We start from the raw sequence: 15,716 nt of genomic DNA, 5'->3' as shown, positions 1-15,716 counted from the left end.
CCCCATGCAATCGCCGTGGCGCCCCGTGCACCCGCCGACCCGTAGTGGCGGGACCCGTGCCCGCCAACGGCCACGGGTGGGTGAAAGAGGCGTGAGGTTACTCGGCCTTTGGCTCGATCTCCCGCGATCCCTTTGGCGTGGTTCCACCCGGCGGCATCGTCACCGCCTGCTCGAACGGCACGGTCGAGGCTCGCGTCAGCTTGGTGATATCCGGCTTGCCCGGTTCCTTCAGCAGCGACAATGTCTGCCGGCTGGCCACTTCGATCGCCGGGAACACGCTCTGCTCGATCGTGGTCGTCCGCGGCGTCGTGGCCGCAACCGCCTTTTTCGTCAAGAAGAGATATTCGGTCAGCACCGATTGCGCCGGCTCGATCAGGTTGTCCACCACCACAGGTACCGCCGAACGTTTGTCCGGTGTCTGCAACTCGGACATGATCCCCTGCAGACTCGTCCCGATCTTTCCGGCGATCTCCTTCGTCGACGGATTGGCAATCTCCGCAGACGAGCTGATGAACCCGGTCACGGCCGACGTTCCCGTCGCCAGCAAGGCATCGATATCGGCCACGCTCGTCGCGCCGCCAGCCGAGCTTCCCCCGCCAGCGTCGGCCGAGCGCGCCTGCCGCTGGAGAAACACGGAGGCGCCGATCGCCACTAATGCCCCAACGATCAGGGCCGGGGCCCATCCGAGACCCACGAGTTTCAGAACGATCGCCAGCGCAACGCCAACCACGATGGGAATGATGGTGTTACGCGAAGACTTCATATCCATAGCTAACCTCTGGCCGAAAAAAGTAAGTTGCTGCCTACGAGGATACTGGGGAAGCGGCCGGTGAGGCTAGTGGCGCCGCATTACCCGGTATCCGCTCGGGCAGCAACGTCCGAATCAGCTCGAGCGCGATCGTATCTGCGCCGCCGCCACGTTCATCCGACATGTTGGTGGCAATGACGATCGTCGAGCCGTCATTTGGATCATGCAGCATGATGGTGCTATACCCGGCAATGCCGCCATTGTGTCCAAAGAACCCCAACAGTTCCATGATCCCCAGCCCGTACGATACCGGACTTCCCTCCGCCATCGGAACGAACTGCACCCGCGCTGCTTGCGTCTCCGGTGACAGCAATGCGCCGGTGGCCAGCAATTCCGCCCAGACACTGAGATCGTTGAGATTGGAAATCATCGCCCCGGCCGCCCAGGCGACATCGGGATTCGATTCGGTCGCGTCCCGCATCGGTTGGTCGTCCGCCGGTGGGAGATAGCCGGACATAAACGGATCGGGCATCGCCGGATCGTTCACCGGGAAACTGGTCGCATGCAACAGCTCGGGTGTGAAAATCCGCTCCTGCAGCAGCTCAGGCAACGTCTGCCCGGTCAATTGCTCGGCGATCTTCCCGGCAATGATCGTGTTGGTGTCCGAATAGTGGATCCCCTCGCCGGGGGCGAAGTAGGGATCGTGTTTCCGCGCGATGTCCAGGGCCTGCTCCGGTGTAAAGCCGGGCATCATCGGATTGGCGACATAGTCGGCCAGGAATCCTTCGTCCTCGGTGTAGCTGAAGATGCCCGAGGTCATCCCCAGCAGTTGCGCCAGCGTAGCAGTTTCGCTTTGAGGAAAATCGAAATCGAACTCGCTGATGGGCGTGTCCAATGCGATCAGCCCGTCGTCCACCAGTTGCAGGAGCACCGTGGCCACGAACGTCTTCGTGATGCTCGCAACTCGAACCGTGTCGCGTTCCATCGGGGCAACCCCGGTCTCGACATTGCTCAGCCCATAGGTCTTGACCAAACTCCCGCGCTCGTCGATCCAGAGCCCAACGATTGCGCCCGGCGTGCCGCTCGATTCCAGGAACCCATTCACGACCGCGTCGATTCGGTCCGCCTCCTCTGCGGTGAACTCGTGTGGGCCGTCGTGCGCCATGCCACCCTCCGGTCTCCGAAGCGCCATGGAGCTAGCCACCGCCAAACTCCCACCGAGCAGCCGCCGGCGCGAACACCCCGTGCGTTTCATTTCTGTCACGTGCGAACCAGGCATTCCGGCCAACTCCCTGCAATGATGTCGAGACGATGTTCGAGCAGTTGTCCCGCATCCATCATACCGGAGCGCGATCCAGCGGCCTCCTCTCTAGGTCACCCACCGGAATCGCGAAAAGGCAGTGCTATGCTGATTGGAGCCGAGCGTTGACGCACAGAAAGGAAGAGCGCATGACCGCAAGCATCGTAGGCTCCTGGCGAACGACGGTTACGATCGATGGCGCACACCATCTCAACCTGACGACCTTCTCGAGCGATGGCGTCGTCCTCAATGTGCTTCCTTCTCCACTTGTGGCTCCTCCAGGATCGGCGCACAGGCTGGAATTTTTCACAACGGCATTTGGCTCCTGGAAGGAAGTTCAGCCGGGAAAGGTCGAGATGGCGTTCGAAACCCTCGGCGTCGACGAAAACGGCAATTCCATCGGCTCGCATGCCATTTCAGCAACGGTCACGGTTGCGAGCGAGGGAGCATCGTTCTCGGGCACGTTCACCGTGGCTATTCTCGACCCCGCGGGCAATCAGGCCGCTTCGATCTCCGGCACGGTGGACGCGGTTCGTATCGCACCGTAGCGCCGCTCCACCCTGAACCGGGCAAACGTCTGTCGACTGGCGGTTATGACCGCGCGGTCTGCGCGCCCGTCGCCTGGCGAGTGCTCCGCATGCGAGGCAGGTTCGCCAGCAGCAACCCGATCACCACCAGCAAGAACCCCAATGCGAACCACCAGGTCAACGTCTCGCCCAGCAACAACGCTGCCAGGATGGTCGCAACCAGGGGATTGAGATTGATATAGATCGACGCCTGCGTGGCCGAAAGCCGTGACAGGGCAAACGACGCGAGGAAGAACGCCAGCGCTCCGCCGGGAATGGCCAGATAAAGCACCAGCGCATTGGTCGAGGCCGGCGCATCGGCTACCTCCCGGGTGACCCCCCGGAAGAACGCCGGCAGGCAGAGCAACGCCGCTCCGGCCAGCATGGCCAGCGCGGTCACCGGAGGCGCGCCATAGCGCATCAGGATTGGCCGCGCGGCCACGCTGTAGACCGCGCCCACCAGCGCCACCACCACCATCAGCCCATTTCCGATCATCGCCGAGCGTCCGTCCGCGAAATGCAAACCGCTTTCCGCGAAGACCGCCGCTACCCCCGCGATCGAGCAGACCACCCCCAGCCATTGCACCGGCTGCAACTGCTCGCTGCGCGCAAACGCCCCCAGCACCGCCGTGAACAACGGCATCAGAGCCAGGATCACCGCCCCACGCGAAGCGGTCGTGTAGCGCAACGAGGTATTGAACAGGAACGGAAAGAGCGCGTACATCAACGCGCCCAGCGCCGCGATCTTCGGCAGCTCCGCTCGAGGCAGCGTCAGTTCGCCAGGACGAAGGATCGCCACCAGCGCGGCCAGAAACGCCCCACCGATCGCATACCGCAGAAACGCAAGATTCAACGGCGCGATCTCATCCACCACCTGCCGGGTCGCGACGACCGCCGCCCCCAACAGGCACGACCCCACGAACGCCGCCAGATTCCCTTCAACCACCGGGCTGAGCTTCATGTGGCTCCACGGGACAGGGATGAACTCAGCATCCAGAACTCGACCTGCGGCAAAATGCACCTCACCTGATACGACGACCGTTCACCATCTGGAGTGTCCATGGACCTGCTCGACGATCCAGAGGAGCTTTGTTGACACGAAGCACTCCCGAGGACATCTCGAGGAACGATGACGAAGACGATCTTCCAGAAGTCGAGTGGGAAATCGTATCGCAGCGCAAACGAATCCCGGAAGACCTACGGGGATATATCGATCTACCGGTTGCGATACTACGCGTGTCTCGCTCGGTCGATCGAAAGATTCGCGACTCCCATCAGCCCGACATCGCCTATTACGAACAACTGGACAACCTTCTGCCGAACTGGGCGTACGCCATACCCGATCCGAAATCCCAATCAACCTGGCAGGTCTACGTGCCGTTGTCGCAGTCCCATTGGTTGGCAGTCATCATCGGCCGCGATCGAAATGGCAGTGTCAATCTGATTTCGATGTTTCGTATTCGATCGAGGAATGTGCAGTCTCGGATTCGAAAGAGCGAGGCTTGAGCGGTGGGAGTCTGCCCCGGAGGCCGGACCGGGGGTCTCCTGAAAAGTTGCGGGAAGCCGTTCTCCCGCCACAGATCCACCGCTCTGTCCCAAGTATACCGGTCCCATCCAACCGGAAATGTCTTTGCCTATGCTGGCGGCCCATCCTTGTACGGCAACAGAGACGCCGTGATCACCGCATTGATCGGCGTTGCAACGCCCGATTCCGCGCCCAGGCGAACGGCGCTCCCGTTCAGGGTTTCGATCTCCAGACGCCGTCCAGCGAACAAGTCGTACGCCATCGAGCCTCGCTCGGGCAGCACGGCCATCGCATGCAGCATCGCCATCAGCCCGTCCGCCGTGTCTGGCGGCAACGCGACACCGCGCGCAATCGCCACGCGCACCACCTCGTCCATCGTATCCCGGTAGAGTTTCCGGCTTTCTGGCACGGCGAACATCTGCGCCAACGTCAAGCGGGTCAATGCCGCCACTCCGCTCATCGCGCAGATGGCCGCGAACTTGCGCCAGAGCATCGGCCAGAGATCGGGATAGGTCTCGACCGGCAGCCCGGCGTCGCGGAACATCGTCGCTACTCGCTCGAGCCGTTCCGGATTCGGCGTGAACGCATCGCCAAGCTGCAACAATCCCGGACCGCCAACATGCGCAATCACACCCGGCGCAGTCACCGTGGCCGAGATATAGATCACTCCCGGCAGCACAGCCGCCTCGCCCACAAGTTCGGCCAGTTGCCACGGATGCTCGATTCCATTCTGCACCGTCAACAGCGTTACCCCATCGGTCACCAACGGCGCGATCTGCCGCGCGGTCGCATCGAGGTCATACGCCTTGACTGCAAGAAAGATCATGTCGACGTTACCGGCGTCTGACGGGTCGGAGACCACCGTCACCAGTTGCGCGAACCTGCCATACGCCGCCGACTCGACCCGCAGACCATGCGCGCGCGCCGCCTCCAGCGCCGCGCCCCGCGCCAGCACGGTCACCTCATGTCCAGACCGCGCCAGCATTGCCCCATAGAACCCGCCCAGCGCTCCCGCGCCTACGACCAGAATGCGCATCCGCGTTCCCTTCGCGACTATGTGCGTTTTCCGCGGGCTTCGATCGGCCAGACGGCCACGATTTTGCCGTCCCGAATCCCGATCAGCTCGTCGGCCAGGTTCACCGCCGTGCAGACGTGATTTGGAACGAACCGCAACCGGTCGCCAACCGCGCAGGCACGCTCGGAACCCAGACGCACCATGCCATGTTCTTCGTTCATCGCCTCGATGTATCCGTCGATGTCCACCGATCGCCCATGGCCCGCCAGCCCGGGCACCGCGCCCGCCGCGATATCGCCGGCAAAGGTCTTGGAACCTCCGTCGATGGTGGCCCGCTCTGGCAAGGGACGGCTGACCACCGTGCAAAGCACCGTGAGCGCAATCTCCTCCGGGACCACCGCTCCCCACACCGTCATCAACCCATCGCCGAAGACATAGGTGCCAGCCCGAACCTCAGTGATACCCGGGACGGTTGCGACCGCGCGCGCCGTCGGCGTCGAACCACCCGCGACGGTGCGAATCGGCAATCCGGCTGCCCGCAAACGTTCCGCGAGCTGAACCAACAGTTCCCCTTCCTCGCGTCCGAGCTCGTCCGGGCTGCGGCCCGCTGCGCCGGGGAAAGCGACCGTGCGAAACCCGGTGATTCCCTCCAACCCCAGTCCGGGCAGTTCCATGACGATCCGTCCCAGCGTCTCCGCGTCCTCCGGCTGCACTCCGCAACGGTGGGCACCGATGTCGATGTCCAGATGAACCAGCAATTCACTGCCCGCCGCCACTGCGGCCGCGCTCAGCCCGCGGGCCGCGATCTCGCTTTCCACGTTGACAGTGATCCTGCAGGTGCGCGCAAGCTCGGCCAGCCGCCGCCACTTCCCCTGGCCGACCACTGGATAGGTCACCGCCAGATCGCGACAGCCAGCCGCGGCAAACACCTCCGCCTCGGCCACCTTGGCGACCGCCAGCCCCACCGCTCCGGCGGCAAGCTGGCACGCGCCGATAGCTGGCGATTTGTGCGTCTTGATATGCGGCCGGAAAGCAACTCCGGCAGCATCGAACACACCCTGCCAGCGGAGGATATTCGCCTCCATCAGGTCGAGATCGACCAGCAGGGCCGGCGTCTCGATGCCCGGCCACAGCAGCTCAGAATCCGCCATCCACCATCCTCGATCCACCCCGGTCAGCGTCGCCCGGTCTCGACCTCATCGATCCCAATCCCCGGCTCCGGACTCAGGTCACCGGACTCCGGACTCAGGTCACCGGACCTCTCAAGACGCCGTCAACGGCGTCACCGGCACGTTCGCGTTTCGGATCACGCCGACGATGGTTGGATCTTGCCCCGGAATTTCGCCGAAGTAGATGAACCACGGCGTGCCGGTCAGATCGACCGCCACCGCCGGGATCCCTTGCGTGTTCGGATCGTCCTGCGTGACGATCGTTTCCGGGCCCGGCTCCACCGAGCGATACCCGATCGCTGTCGCCCCCACATCCACGATATTGCCGCTTCCGACGTTGTAAGCCACGAACACCGTGCCGAGGTTGTTGATGGCAAGCGCGGGATACGTTCCGCTCTCGCCAAACGCGATCAGCGTATCCGAGCCCCATTCACTCGCGCCCGGCTTGAGCCGCTTGGTGAAGAGGAACGTATCGCTCGTCCCCACGCGCCCATACGCCAGCACCACCCCTCCGGTCGGATCGGCCGCCATTGCCACCAACCGCCCACCGAAGAGATCGCCCCGGCCGTTGGTCACCGTCCGCGGCGCGGTCCAATCCAGCTCGCTGTCCAGCGGCCGTTGCGACCATTCCATGCGCGCGGCGGCCGTCAGCCCCATGGCCGAGGTGTAGACCGACCAAACCGCCACCAACCGATCGCCATCCACCACCAATTGCGGCCGACTTGCAGCCGAGGTGGGGTAGTGGTTGTTGATCAGCACCGGAATCGACCAGAGGCCGTCCACTTCACGCTGGCTGACGAATATGTCGGCATTGGCCGGGGAACTGAGCGCCTCCGGGCTGAACGCGCGTTGGTCCTGCCACGCGACGTACAACGTGTCGTTGGCGTCGATCGCCAACGATGCCGCGATCTGATGCCCCGCCAATTGATCGAGCGATACCGCAACCGGCTCTACCCAACCACCGTTGCCATCCTCTCGCGTGTAGAGCAGCGTGCTGTAGTACCCGTCCTCGTCCTTCTCCCGAGCCGAATAGACGACATGCACGACGCCCTTGCTGTCCACCACCGCCGACGGCCCAAGCTGCACTTCACCCAATGGCATAGCGGACGCATCCAGCCATTTACCTTCAGACGGGTCGTAGTGCGCGGCGTAGACCATCTTCATGTCCTTGAGATCGCCGGCATCCGCCGTGGCGCCGAAGAACGCCCAGGCCCCGCCATCCGGCTGGGTGACGATCACCGGGTTCCACTCCAACCAGACATGGAACGGAATGGCGCCCCCTTCGCCATCGCCGATCTTGAGCTGACTCCGTTCGGGGGTTTCCACTCGAGTCACCCCGTGCGGACCGGTGCAATTGGCCCAAATCGCACCGCCACGGTCCTTGGATGACTGCTCCGCGTCCTTCAGCCAGACCGCAAACGGCCCGCTGACATCTTCGGACACCGCGGCATAGCCGCCGTCGATCTGCTCGAAGTTGAGCAATCGGCGGCTGGAATCGTCCTCGTCCGTCCAGACCATCGTTGCCCCATCGAGTACCTCCACATAGAGCGTATCGGTCGCCAACCTGGTCAGGCGGCGTGTTGCTTCTTCGCCGAAACACTCATCGGGCAACGGGCCATCGACGAACGAAAGCACCGTTTCCGTTTCGTCTTCGCCAAGGGTCAGCGTGAAGCCGTTGATCACATCGCCCAGTTCCACCTCATCCGCGCTCGGCGGATCGCCCATCTCCGGCAATGCGTCGATCGCGGGGCCACCGTCGATCGCGCCCTGGATCGAAAGCGATTCGCCGTCCAGGAACAGCTTGGGATCGATGGAGTCGATCGGCAGCTCGAAAACGAGCACCAGGCGCTCGTTCTCGCCCTCGTCGATCGCCACTCCCGCATCGGTATCGGTCGGCTCCAGACCGAGTTGCTCGGCCACTCGTTCGGTGGTGCGCCGCGCAAACCCGCGTGGCTCCGCTCCACCCGGCACTTCGATCGCGAAGTCGCGCGGATTGAGCGTTTCATCATCACTGGACCAGTTGGTGACATCCACCACGGCAACGATCCAGTCCTTGTCCTCGCGGCTCTCCAGATCGTACTCGGAGAAGGCGTTGGCTCGTTTGGCGGTGACGACCTCGACCCGCCAGGGACCGGAAACGAAGTCGGACGCCAACCAGGGTTCCGCTGGCGGCGCCACCGGCGAGGCAACGGCCTCGGCGCCAGGGGTGGCGGGTTCCACCGTTGCATCCTGCGCCCTGACAGAGAAGACACCCGCGACGGATGTCAGAATCAGAACAACCGCCAGCAGGGCGGGGGCAAGGCGTAGATGCCGGAACCGGGTCATCGACGATCTCCTCCAAGAGCAACACATATCGGTCGGGGCGGGTACAGGATAGCAGGACCACCTGAGCCGAAAAATCACCGTTCGCAGCATAGCAGGATGACGGCATTTTCCAGGCGCCCAGAACAAGAACAGGCGAGCGGCTGACGCCGCTCGCCTGTTCGAAATCACCCGAGGTGAACGCTAGCGCGACACTCGTCGCAGGCGCAGCCCGATGACGGTAGCGGACGAGGCCACCAGGATCATCAGCCAGAGCATCGTGAACATCGAATCGCCACTCGGACCAGCACCGGTGTTCGGCAGGACTGCCACCCCGGTCGGCTTGTGCGGCTTCGGCGCATCACATCCGTGCGGAACCACCGTCGAGATGTAGGTGGTCTTGGTGGCGCTGTCGGCAACCCAACCCGTTCCACTCAGGTCGCCCCAGGCGATGCCGTCCTCGACAATCGTGGCGGTAACGATGTACGTCCAGCGATTCTTCGCCGACGGCTGCTGCACGACGGTGTAAACCACTCCGGTCGTCTTGCCCGGCACGATCACCGGCGGCACGAAGGAGTCTTCGATGCAGACGTTCGTCTCCGGAGCAACAGTCGGCCGCGGCGGAATGATCTCCACGCAGAGCGCCGGGACAACTGTCTTGGTGAACGACGCCACCGTCGCGCTCTCCCGAATCCAGCCCGTTCCGCTCAGGTTGCCCCAGGCGATGTTGTCGACCACGATCGTCGCCCGGACGATGTAGGTCCAGCCATTCGCCTCGGTCGGCTGCTGGACGACCGTGTAGGCCAATCCAGGAGTCACACCCGGCACAACAGTCGGCGGAGTGAAGACACCACCGGTGCAGAAGTTGTCTTCCACGGTCGGCGCGACTGGGAACACATCCTCGCAGAGGTTCGGCTCCACCGTGTCAGTGTAGGTGGCAGTGGCATTGGTCACCTTCTGCCAACCCGTGCCGGTCAGATCGCCCCAGGCATAGCCACTCTGCACCGTCGCAGTGACGATGTAGGTCCAGCCATTGCCAGCGTTCGGCTGCTGCGTGACCACGTAGCTGATGCCCGGCGTCGTCACAGGATCGATCTTCGGCACGGTCCACTCGCCACCGGTGCACACGCCATCGGTGACCTCAGGCGCAACCGGGGTGGTCTCCACGCACTCGTTTGGCTCCACCGTGTCGGTGTAGGTGGCAGTGGCATTGTTCACCTTCTGCCAACCGGTGCCCGTCAGATCGTCCCACTCATAGCCGTTCTCGATCGTCGCGGTGACGATGTAGGTCCAGCCATTGCCAGCGTTCGGCTGCTGGGTCACCACTGCGGTGTAACCAGTGCCGCTGATCGCCTCGACCGTCGGCGCGGTCCATTCGCCACCCTCGCAGACGCCATCGGTCGCTTCAGGCGCAAGCGGCTTGGTCGGCACGCAGAGGTTCGGATCGACCGTCTTGGTGAACGTCGCCACCGCGGACGTCGACCTTCTGCCAACCGGTGCCCGTCAGGTCGTCCCACTCATAGCCGTTCTCGATCGTCGCGGTGACGATGTAGGTCCAACCGTTGCCGGCGTTCGGCTGCTGGGTCACCTGTGCCACGTAGCCAGTGCCGCTGATCGCCTCGACCGTCGGCGCGGTCCACTCGCCGCCCTCGCAGACGCCATCGGTGGCTTCAGGAGCGATCGGCTTGGTCGGCACGCAGAGGTTCGGATCGACCGTCTTGGTGAACGTCGCCACCGCGGACGTCGATTCGACCCAGCCGGTGCCCGTCAGATCGCCCCACTCATAGCCGTCCTCGATCGTCGCAGTGACGATATAGGTCCAGCCATTGCCTGCGTTCGGCTCCTGGGTCACCACTGCGGTGTAACCAGTGCCGCTGATCGCCTCGACCGTCGGCGCGGTCCATTCGCCGCCTTCGCAGACACCATCGGTCGCTTCCGGAGCGGCCGGAACGGTCGGCTCGCAGAGATTCGGATCGACCGTGCCAGTGTAGGTGGCAGTTGCGCTGCTTACCTCGACCCAACCGGTGCCGGTCAGATCGCCCCAGGCGTAACCGTTTTGCACGGTCGCAGTGACGATGTAGGTCCAGCCATTGCCCGCGTTCGGCAGCTGGGTCACCACGTAGTTGATGCCCGTCGTGGTCACCGGATTGACCGTCGGAGCGGTCCATTCGCCACCCGTGCAAACGCCATCAGTGACGCTCGGCGCAACGGGAACGGTCTCCCGGCAAAGGTTCGGCGTGACTGTGCCGATCAAGAATGCCTTGGCGGCAGTGAGCTCGACCCAACCGCTGCCGGTCAGGTTGCCCCACTCATAGCCATTCTCCACGGTGGCAAAGACGATATACGTCCAGTTGTTGCCAGCGGTCGGCTGCTGCGTGACCTCGTAGCTCAGCCCAGTCGTCGTGCCCGGAACCACGGTCGGCGGCGTGAAGACACCACCGGTGCAGACATTGCCCGTGATCGCCGGAAGGACGGGAACCGCCTCTTCACAGAGGTTCGGCTCGATGACCTCGGTATAGGTCGCAACCGTGGAGCTGGTTTCTTCCCAGCCGGTTGGCAGCGTTCCCCATTTATAGCCAGATCCGGTGATCGTGGCAGTCACGATCGCCGTCCAGCCATTGGCCTCGGTCGGCTGCTGCGTGACCGTGTAGGTCAACCCGGCGGTCGTGCCCGGAACCACGGTCGGCGGCGTGAAGACACCACCGGTGCAAACATTGCCCGTGACAGTTGGGTTGACCGGAACCAGCGAGATCGGCGTCGCCGTCGCCGTGTTGGTCGGCGTGTTCGTCGCAGTATTCGTCGCAGTATTCGTCGCCGTGTTGGTCGCCGTGCTGGTGGCCGACGCGGTCGACGTGTTGGTCACGTCTGGCGTTGCCGTGGCGGTCGCCGTCGGTGTCCAGGTGTTGCCCGGCGTGAGGTCGCATACCCCGCTGGCGTTTGCAACCGCGAACACGGTGCCGTCAGAGTGGTAGTAGACAACGTTCAGGAACGCCTGAACGAAGTTGCCTTCCTCCACAAAGATCGGGTTGGTTGTCGGCGGAATCGTGACCGGTCCACCGTACAGGAATGTGCCATCGGCCCGCTTCAGGGACCAATTGGCAATTGCGTAGCCCGGACCTGTGACCGTGACCACTCCCGTATAGACACCTGCGCCCGGAACAGTCGAGTTTCCGCAGGTAATGCGGACCGAACCGTCAGGCGTCCCGAATGGGGTAGACGTGCGCGTTACCGACGGAGTCCGCGAAGGCGTCGAGGTCCAGTTTGGATCCGGCGTATTCGTCGCTGTCCGCGTGGGCGTCGAAGTCCAGTTGGGATCCGGCGTCTGCGTTGGAGTGCGCGTGTTCGATGGCGTCCGCGACGGCGTCGAGGTCCAGTTGGGATCCGGCGTCTGGGTCGCGGTTCGCGTCACCGACGGCGTATTCGTCGGTGTGTAGGTCGCCGCCGGATGGCACTGGATCGAACCAGAAGCCAGCTCATCTTGGCCCGTCGCAAGATTCGTGTAGACGGCGGAAACCGAAATAGCGGAATAGCCTGGGGTTGGGCCCCAGTACCAGCTTCCCGTGCCGGTATACGGGTTCGTCGACATACCGCCCGGCCCACTAGTCGGGTCGCCAGCTCCCCCACCCACCAGGGTCAGGGTCACGGTCACCACCGGGGCGCTGTATCCAGCCGCGGGGAACACGTCCAGCGTGACCTGCCGCAGATCTGGCTGCGAAGGATCGAGCGCGATACATCCGAGGTTGATGACACCGGCCGGAAGCGCCGCCGGAATGACGACCTCATCCGCGGCGACTTCCACGGTCCCTTCCGCCGCCTCTGGGGTGGTGGTGTCAGTCGGAATCTCTACGACATCCGTGGGCTCTTCCACGACATCGGTGGGCACGTCGACCACATCGGTCGGTTGCTCCACGACTTCGGTCGGCGGTTGCGCGGCCGAGGTGTCGCCATCGCCCATCTCGTCAGTCGTGGTTCCATCGGTTTCGACACCAGTCGGCTCTTCCGCCGTCTGATCGTCCGCGACGTCAGTCGGTATGGCGGCCTCGCCGGTATCCCCGGTGTTCACTTCCGAACCAGTCTGGTCGTCCTGCGCCAGCGCCGCTGACGGTGACGACCTGCTCCCGAGCAGCCCGGGAGCCGCCAATGGGGCGGCTAGCGTGGCGAGCACTAACGCCAACACTAACCACCTGGATAGTGCAAATCTTCTTCCCATGCCCCAACTCCGCCTTTCGAAAGAGCGTGACGTCGACCGCGACTCACACGAGAGGACAGCAGGCAGCGCCAGTGCTGAGTCGCAAACAGCACCAGATCCCCTATGCGGGTAGAGCCTCTCATCGTAAGTGTTGGGGATGCCCCGGAAGACCAGAAAGTGTACGTTCGGACACTTTCAATTTGGGCGAGTCTGTCCGTTCATGGTGTACGTACTGGTGTACGCAAGTACACCTCTCACACCCGCGCGCATGTCGGTTTCGAACGGCTGCTATCGCACCTACCGAACCGCAATGTTCGGGGGCGTGGGACGTGTATGCATTCGCTCGCGGCCCCAGACGGCGAGCGCATAGCGATTCTGCGTGCCGGTCTTCTGAAAGAGGTTCGCCAAATGCTTCTTGACGGTGCGCTCGGTGATGAAGAGCGCGCCCGCGATCTCTCGCGTGCTCTTGCCGCACATCAGCTCGCCGAGCACCTCCCGCTCCCGGTCGGTCAAGTGCGCTCCAGCCCAGGGAGCCGGCTCGGGTGGCGCTTGCTCGCCGACCAACGTGCTGGCATGATGCCGAGCCCGCTCGCTCAGTGTTGGGAGCAGTGCCCGGATCGCCTCACTCAGATCGGCGTCGGTGCTGGAATAGACACGATGGAACCCTCCGGGCGCGCCCAACTCGAGCGCCCGGCGCAGAGAGTCATCCGCCTCGTCCCGGGCGCCCATGGCGCGCGACACGACCGACGCCCAGACGAGGAACTGGATCTCGGCGGCTACATTGCCGATCGAGCGCGCCAGACCGATCGATTCGTCGAGCAGTGCCAACGCTTCCGCGTACCGCTTCTCACGGAACATCATCTGCGCGTGCAACGTTCGTGGGTCCACATCGCCAAACGCCCGGATCACATGAGGATCGATGTGGGTGAGCCCTGCCCAGACGTGGGCCAAGCCGTCCTGACCGGTCTGAAGCCAGTAGTTGGCAATACCCGTCTGTGCCTTGCGAATCAACTCGCGTCCGCCGTGTTGACGGGTCACCTGCAATGCGTGTTGCAGTGTCTCCCACGCGCGCTCGGGTTCTCCTGTCGCCAGGTAGTAATTGGCAACGGCCACCAGGGCGCCTGACGACCAGATCAGATAGGTGCGCTCCTGTAGTTCCGCGAGAATGTCTTCCACCTCGACCGCTGCCAGGTCGAGCCGATTCTGCTCCAGATAGATACAGAGCAGTCGAAGCTTGAACGCGCCGAGCGACGCTTGCATCGGGGCCGGAAGCAATGACATGAAATGCCGGTTCAGCGCTTCCGCATCGAATAGCTCTCCCCGGATCGCCACGTCATTCGAAATGTCCGGCGACATGAGAAAGTGCCAGTAGATCGATTCGCGCGCCTGTCGCCGGTGATCGGCTTCCGCCTGCCGCAGCGCCTCCTGCGCCAACGCGCGCTCCCCGCGTGCGTAGCTCTCGCGATGAATCCCGGCCCAGGCCAGCAGACGGCCAGACGCATCGTCCGTGGGCAGCAACCCAAGCGCTCGATAACTCTGATAGAGCGCCTCGTCCCGATCTCCATCGACAAAGGCAATGTAGGCGCGCTGCGTGGCGTGCCAACCTTGCTGCCGTGGTGTGGGTGCGATCTCAGGAGCACTGAAGAAGGACTCGACCAACGGACGCGCCTTGTCGATATACCCATTCCCGAGCAGCGCGGTGATATAGCTCTGGAACAACGGCAGGTTCTTCCGCAACGCCGTTTCCGGCAAGCGTCCCAGCCAGTACATCGAGTCCCAGACGTTCGTGTGCGCGAAGTCGAGCGGGATGAACTCGCAAATGATCGTGGCCGCCTCATCCCAGGCTTCAGCGGCGAGCGCATAATCTGCGGCCGCTTCCAGATTTCCATGCGCGTGATGCCAGCGCGCGGCCCGCATCCGGAGCTCATTCGCGGACGGCTCGATTCCGCTGTTCAGCCGAACCCGCTGCACACACTCCGCGAAAAGCCGGTGGTAGGCGAGCGAGCGCCCAATCCCCCCTGGGCGTCCCACAAAGACAACCGCATCCTCGAGCTGGACGAGAAGCCGCCTGCTCCGCTTGATCTGAAGCACGTAATTGCAGAGCTCTGGCTCGAGGGTTTCGAGCACAACCGTATCGAGCACGAACCGGCGCAGATCGTCCGGGAGCGCTTCGAGCACCTCTTCGACGATGTAGTCGTTGAGCAACCGGTGCTCGGTCGTCGTCCTGATCAGCCGGTCGAGCTGCCTGGGTGCGGAGTCGCTGTTCAGATTGACCGACATCAACAACAGTTGGAGCCCGGCAATCCATCCCTCTGACTTCCGCGTCAACCGTCCAAGCGTCTTGTCATCGACATCCGCCCGTGCGAACACCTGCTTGACTTCGTCGAAGGTAAAGGCGAGATCGCTCTGCTCGATCTGTCGCACACGACCATACGCTCGCAAGCGCGCAAGCGGGATATCCGGAACCTGCCGGCTGAGAATGAACAGGTGCGTGCCTGGGGGAAGGTCGTGAACAAGCTGCTCCAGCGCCTGATGGACAAGACCGTTCTCGATGAGGTGGTAGTCATCGAGCACGAGGATTGTCAGGCTGGGCAGGGCGCCAAGTCGGCCGAGCAGGAGAGCGACGGTGATCGTCTCGGGTTCCGGTTCTGGTCTGCCGGTGGCGTCATCGACAGCGCGCCAGAGATGATGGAGGAAGGTATTTAGCGCATTGTGCTCGGTGCGAATCTGGTACCAACCACACGTCAGCGGCGCATGGCGTTCCGCCCATTGATGTGCAAGGGTCGACTTGCCATACCCGGCAGGGGCAGTGATCAATGTGACCGGCGCCAACTCTGGCGAATCGATCAGATCGAGCAATCGTTCACGCGGAATGACTTCGAACGTGGCGGGTGCCACAACAA

10 protein-coding genes are annotated in these 15,716 nt (G+C 63.4%); 1 reads left to right on the top strand and 9 read right to left on the bottom strand.

Features of this window, described 5'->3' with window-relative positions:
• Nucleotides 1–97: 97 nt before the first annotated feature.
• Nucleotides 98–763, bottom strand: coding sequence for a hypothetical protein (locus R2855_08790; GenBank protein ID MEZ4531115.1), 666 nt, complete (start codon nucleotides 761–763; stop codon nucleotides 98–100).
• Between the two features lie 40 nt (nucleotides 764–803).
• Nucleotides 804–1,913, bottom strand: coding sequence for a serine hydrolase domain-containing protein (locus R2855_08785; protein ID MEZ4531114.1), 1,110 nt, complete (start codon nucleotides 1,911–1,913; stop codon nucleotides 804–806).
• 284 nt (nucleotides 1,914–2,197) lie between these two features.
• On the opposite strand from R2855_08785, the gene R2855_08780 reads away from it, so the two are divergent.
• Entirely contained in the window at nucleotides 2,198–2,596 is a 399-nt protein-coding gene (locus R2855_08780) for a hypothetical protein (GenBank protein MEZ4531113.1), read from the top strand.
• A gap of 43 nt (nucleotides 2,597–2,639) precedes the next feature.
• Here the strand turns inward: R2855_08780 and R2855_08775 are convergent, their stop codons facing one another.
• The 7 genes from R2855_08775 to R2855_08745 form a co-directional block, all read right to left on the bottom strand.
• The gene (locus R2855_08775; protein MEZ4531112.1) at nucleotides 2,640–3,575 is read right to left on the bottom strand and encodes a DMT family transporter; all 936 of its coding nucleotides are present in this window, start codon (nucleotides 3,573–3,575) and stop codon (nucleotides 2,640–2,642) included.
• Nucleotides 3,576–4,248: 673 nt separating this feature from the next.
• Nucleotides 4,249–5,175, bottom strand: a complete 927-nt coding sequence (locus tag R2855_08770; GenBank protein ID MEZ4531111.1) for a 2-dehydropantoate 2-reductase — start codon at nucleotides 5,173–5,175, stop codon at nucleotides 4,249–4,251.
• A 17-nt stretch (nucleotides 5,176–5,192) separates the two neighbouring features.
• Complete coding sequence (locus R2855_08765) at nucleotides 5,193–6,305, bottom strand: alanine racemase (GenBank protein ID MEZ4531110.1); 1,113 nt, start codon at nucleotides 6,303–6,305, stop codon at nucleotides 5,193–5,195.
• Nucleotides 6,306–6,416: 111 nt separating this feature from the next.
• A complete protein-coding gene (locus R2855_08760; GenBank protein MEZ4531109.1) occupies nucleotides 6,417–8,648 on the bottom strand; it encodes a hypothetical protein in 2,232 nt (743 codons plus the stop codon).
• Between the two features lie 180 nt (nucleotides 8,649–8,828).
• Nucleotides 8,829–10,094 carry a hypothetical protein gene (locus tag R2855_08755; protein MEZ4531108.1) on the bottom strand — a complete coding sequence of 422 codons (1,266 nt, stop codon included), beginning with the start codon at nucleotides 10,092–10,094 and terminating at the stop codon, nucleotides 8,829–8,831.
• Nucleotides 10,030–12,834, bottom strand: coding sequence for a hypothetical protein (locus R2855_08750; GenBank protein MEZ4531107.1), 2,805 nt, complete (start codon nucleotides 12,832–12,834; stop codon nucleotides 10,030–10,032). The genes R2855_08755 and R2855_08750 overlap by 65 nt, the downstream gene beginning before the upstream one ends.
• A gap of 276 nt (nucleotides 12,835–13,110) precedes the next feature.
• A complete protein-coding gene (locus R2855_08745; protein MEZ4531106.1) occupies nucleotides 13,111–15,711 on the bottom strand; it encodes a LuxR C-terminal-related transcriptional regulator in 2,601 nt (866 codons plus the stop codon).
• Between the last annotated feature and the right edge of the window lie 5 nt (nucleotides 15,712–15,716).

The sequence above is a fragment of the Thermomicrobiales bacterium genome, assembly GCA_041390825.1.
Classification (GTDB): domain Bacteria; phylum Chloroflexota; class Chloroflexia; order Thermomicrobiales; family UBA6265; genus JAMLHN01.
This window is presented reverse-complemented; position numbering and strand designations above follow the sequence as displayed.

What these genes read in the sequence shown, in the direction of transcription:
- R2855_08790 (MEZ4531115.1), bottom strand. Translation starts at nt 763, where the DNA reads ATGAAGTCTTCGCGTAACACCATCATTCCCATCGTGGTTGGCGTTGCG.
- R2855_08785 (MEZ4531114.1), bottom strand. Translation starts at nt 1,913, where the DNA reads ATGGCGCACGACGGCCCACACGAGTTCACCGCAGAGGAGGCGGACCGA.
- R2855_08780 (MEZ4531113.1), top strand. Translation starts at nt 2,198, where the DNA reads ATGACCGCAAGCATCGTAGGCTCCTGGCGAACGACGGTTACGATCGAT.
- R2855_08775 (MEZ4531112.1), bottom strand. Translation starts at nt 3,575, where the DNA reads ATGAAGCTCAGCCCGGTGGTTGAAGGGAATCTGGCGGCGTTCGTGGGG.
- R2855_08770 (MEZ4531111.1), bottom strand. Translation starts at nt 5,175, where the DNA reads ATGCGCATTCTGGTCGTAGGCGCGGGAGCGCTGGGCGGGTTCTATGGG.
- R2855_08765 (MEZ4531110.1), bottom strand. Translation starts at nt 6,305, where the DNA reads ATGGCGGATTCTGAGCTGCTGTGGCCGGGCATCGAGACGCCGGCCCTG.
- R2855_08760 (MEZ4531109.1), bottom strand. Translation starts at nt 8,648, where the DNA reads ATGACCCGGTTCCGGCATCTACGCCTTGCCCCCGCCCTGCTGGCGGTT.
- R2855_08750 (MEZ4531107.1), bottom strand. Translation starts at nt 12,834, where the DNA reads ATGGGAAGAAGATTTGCACTATCCAGGTGGTTAGTGTTGGCGTTAGTG.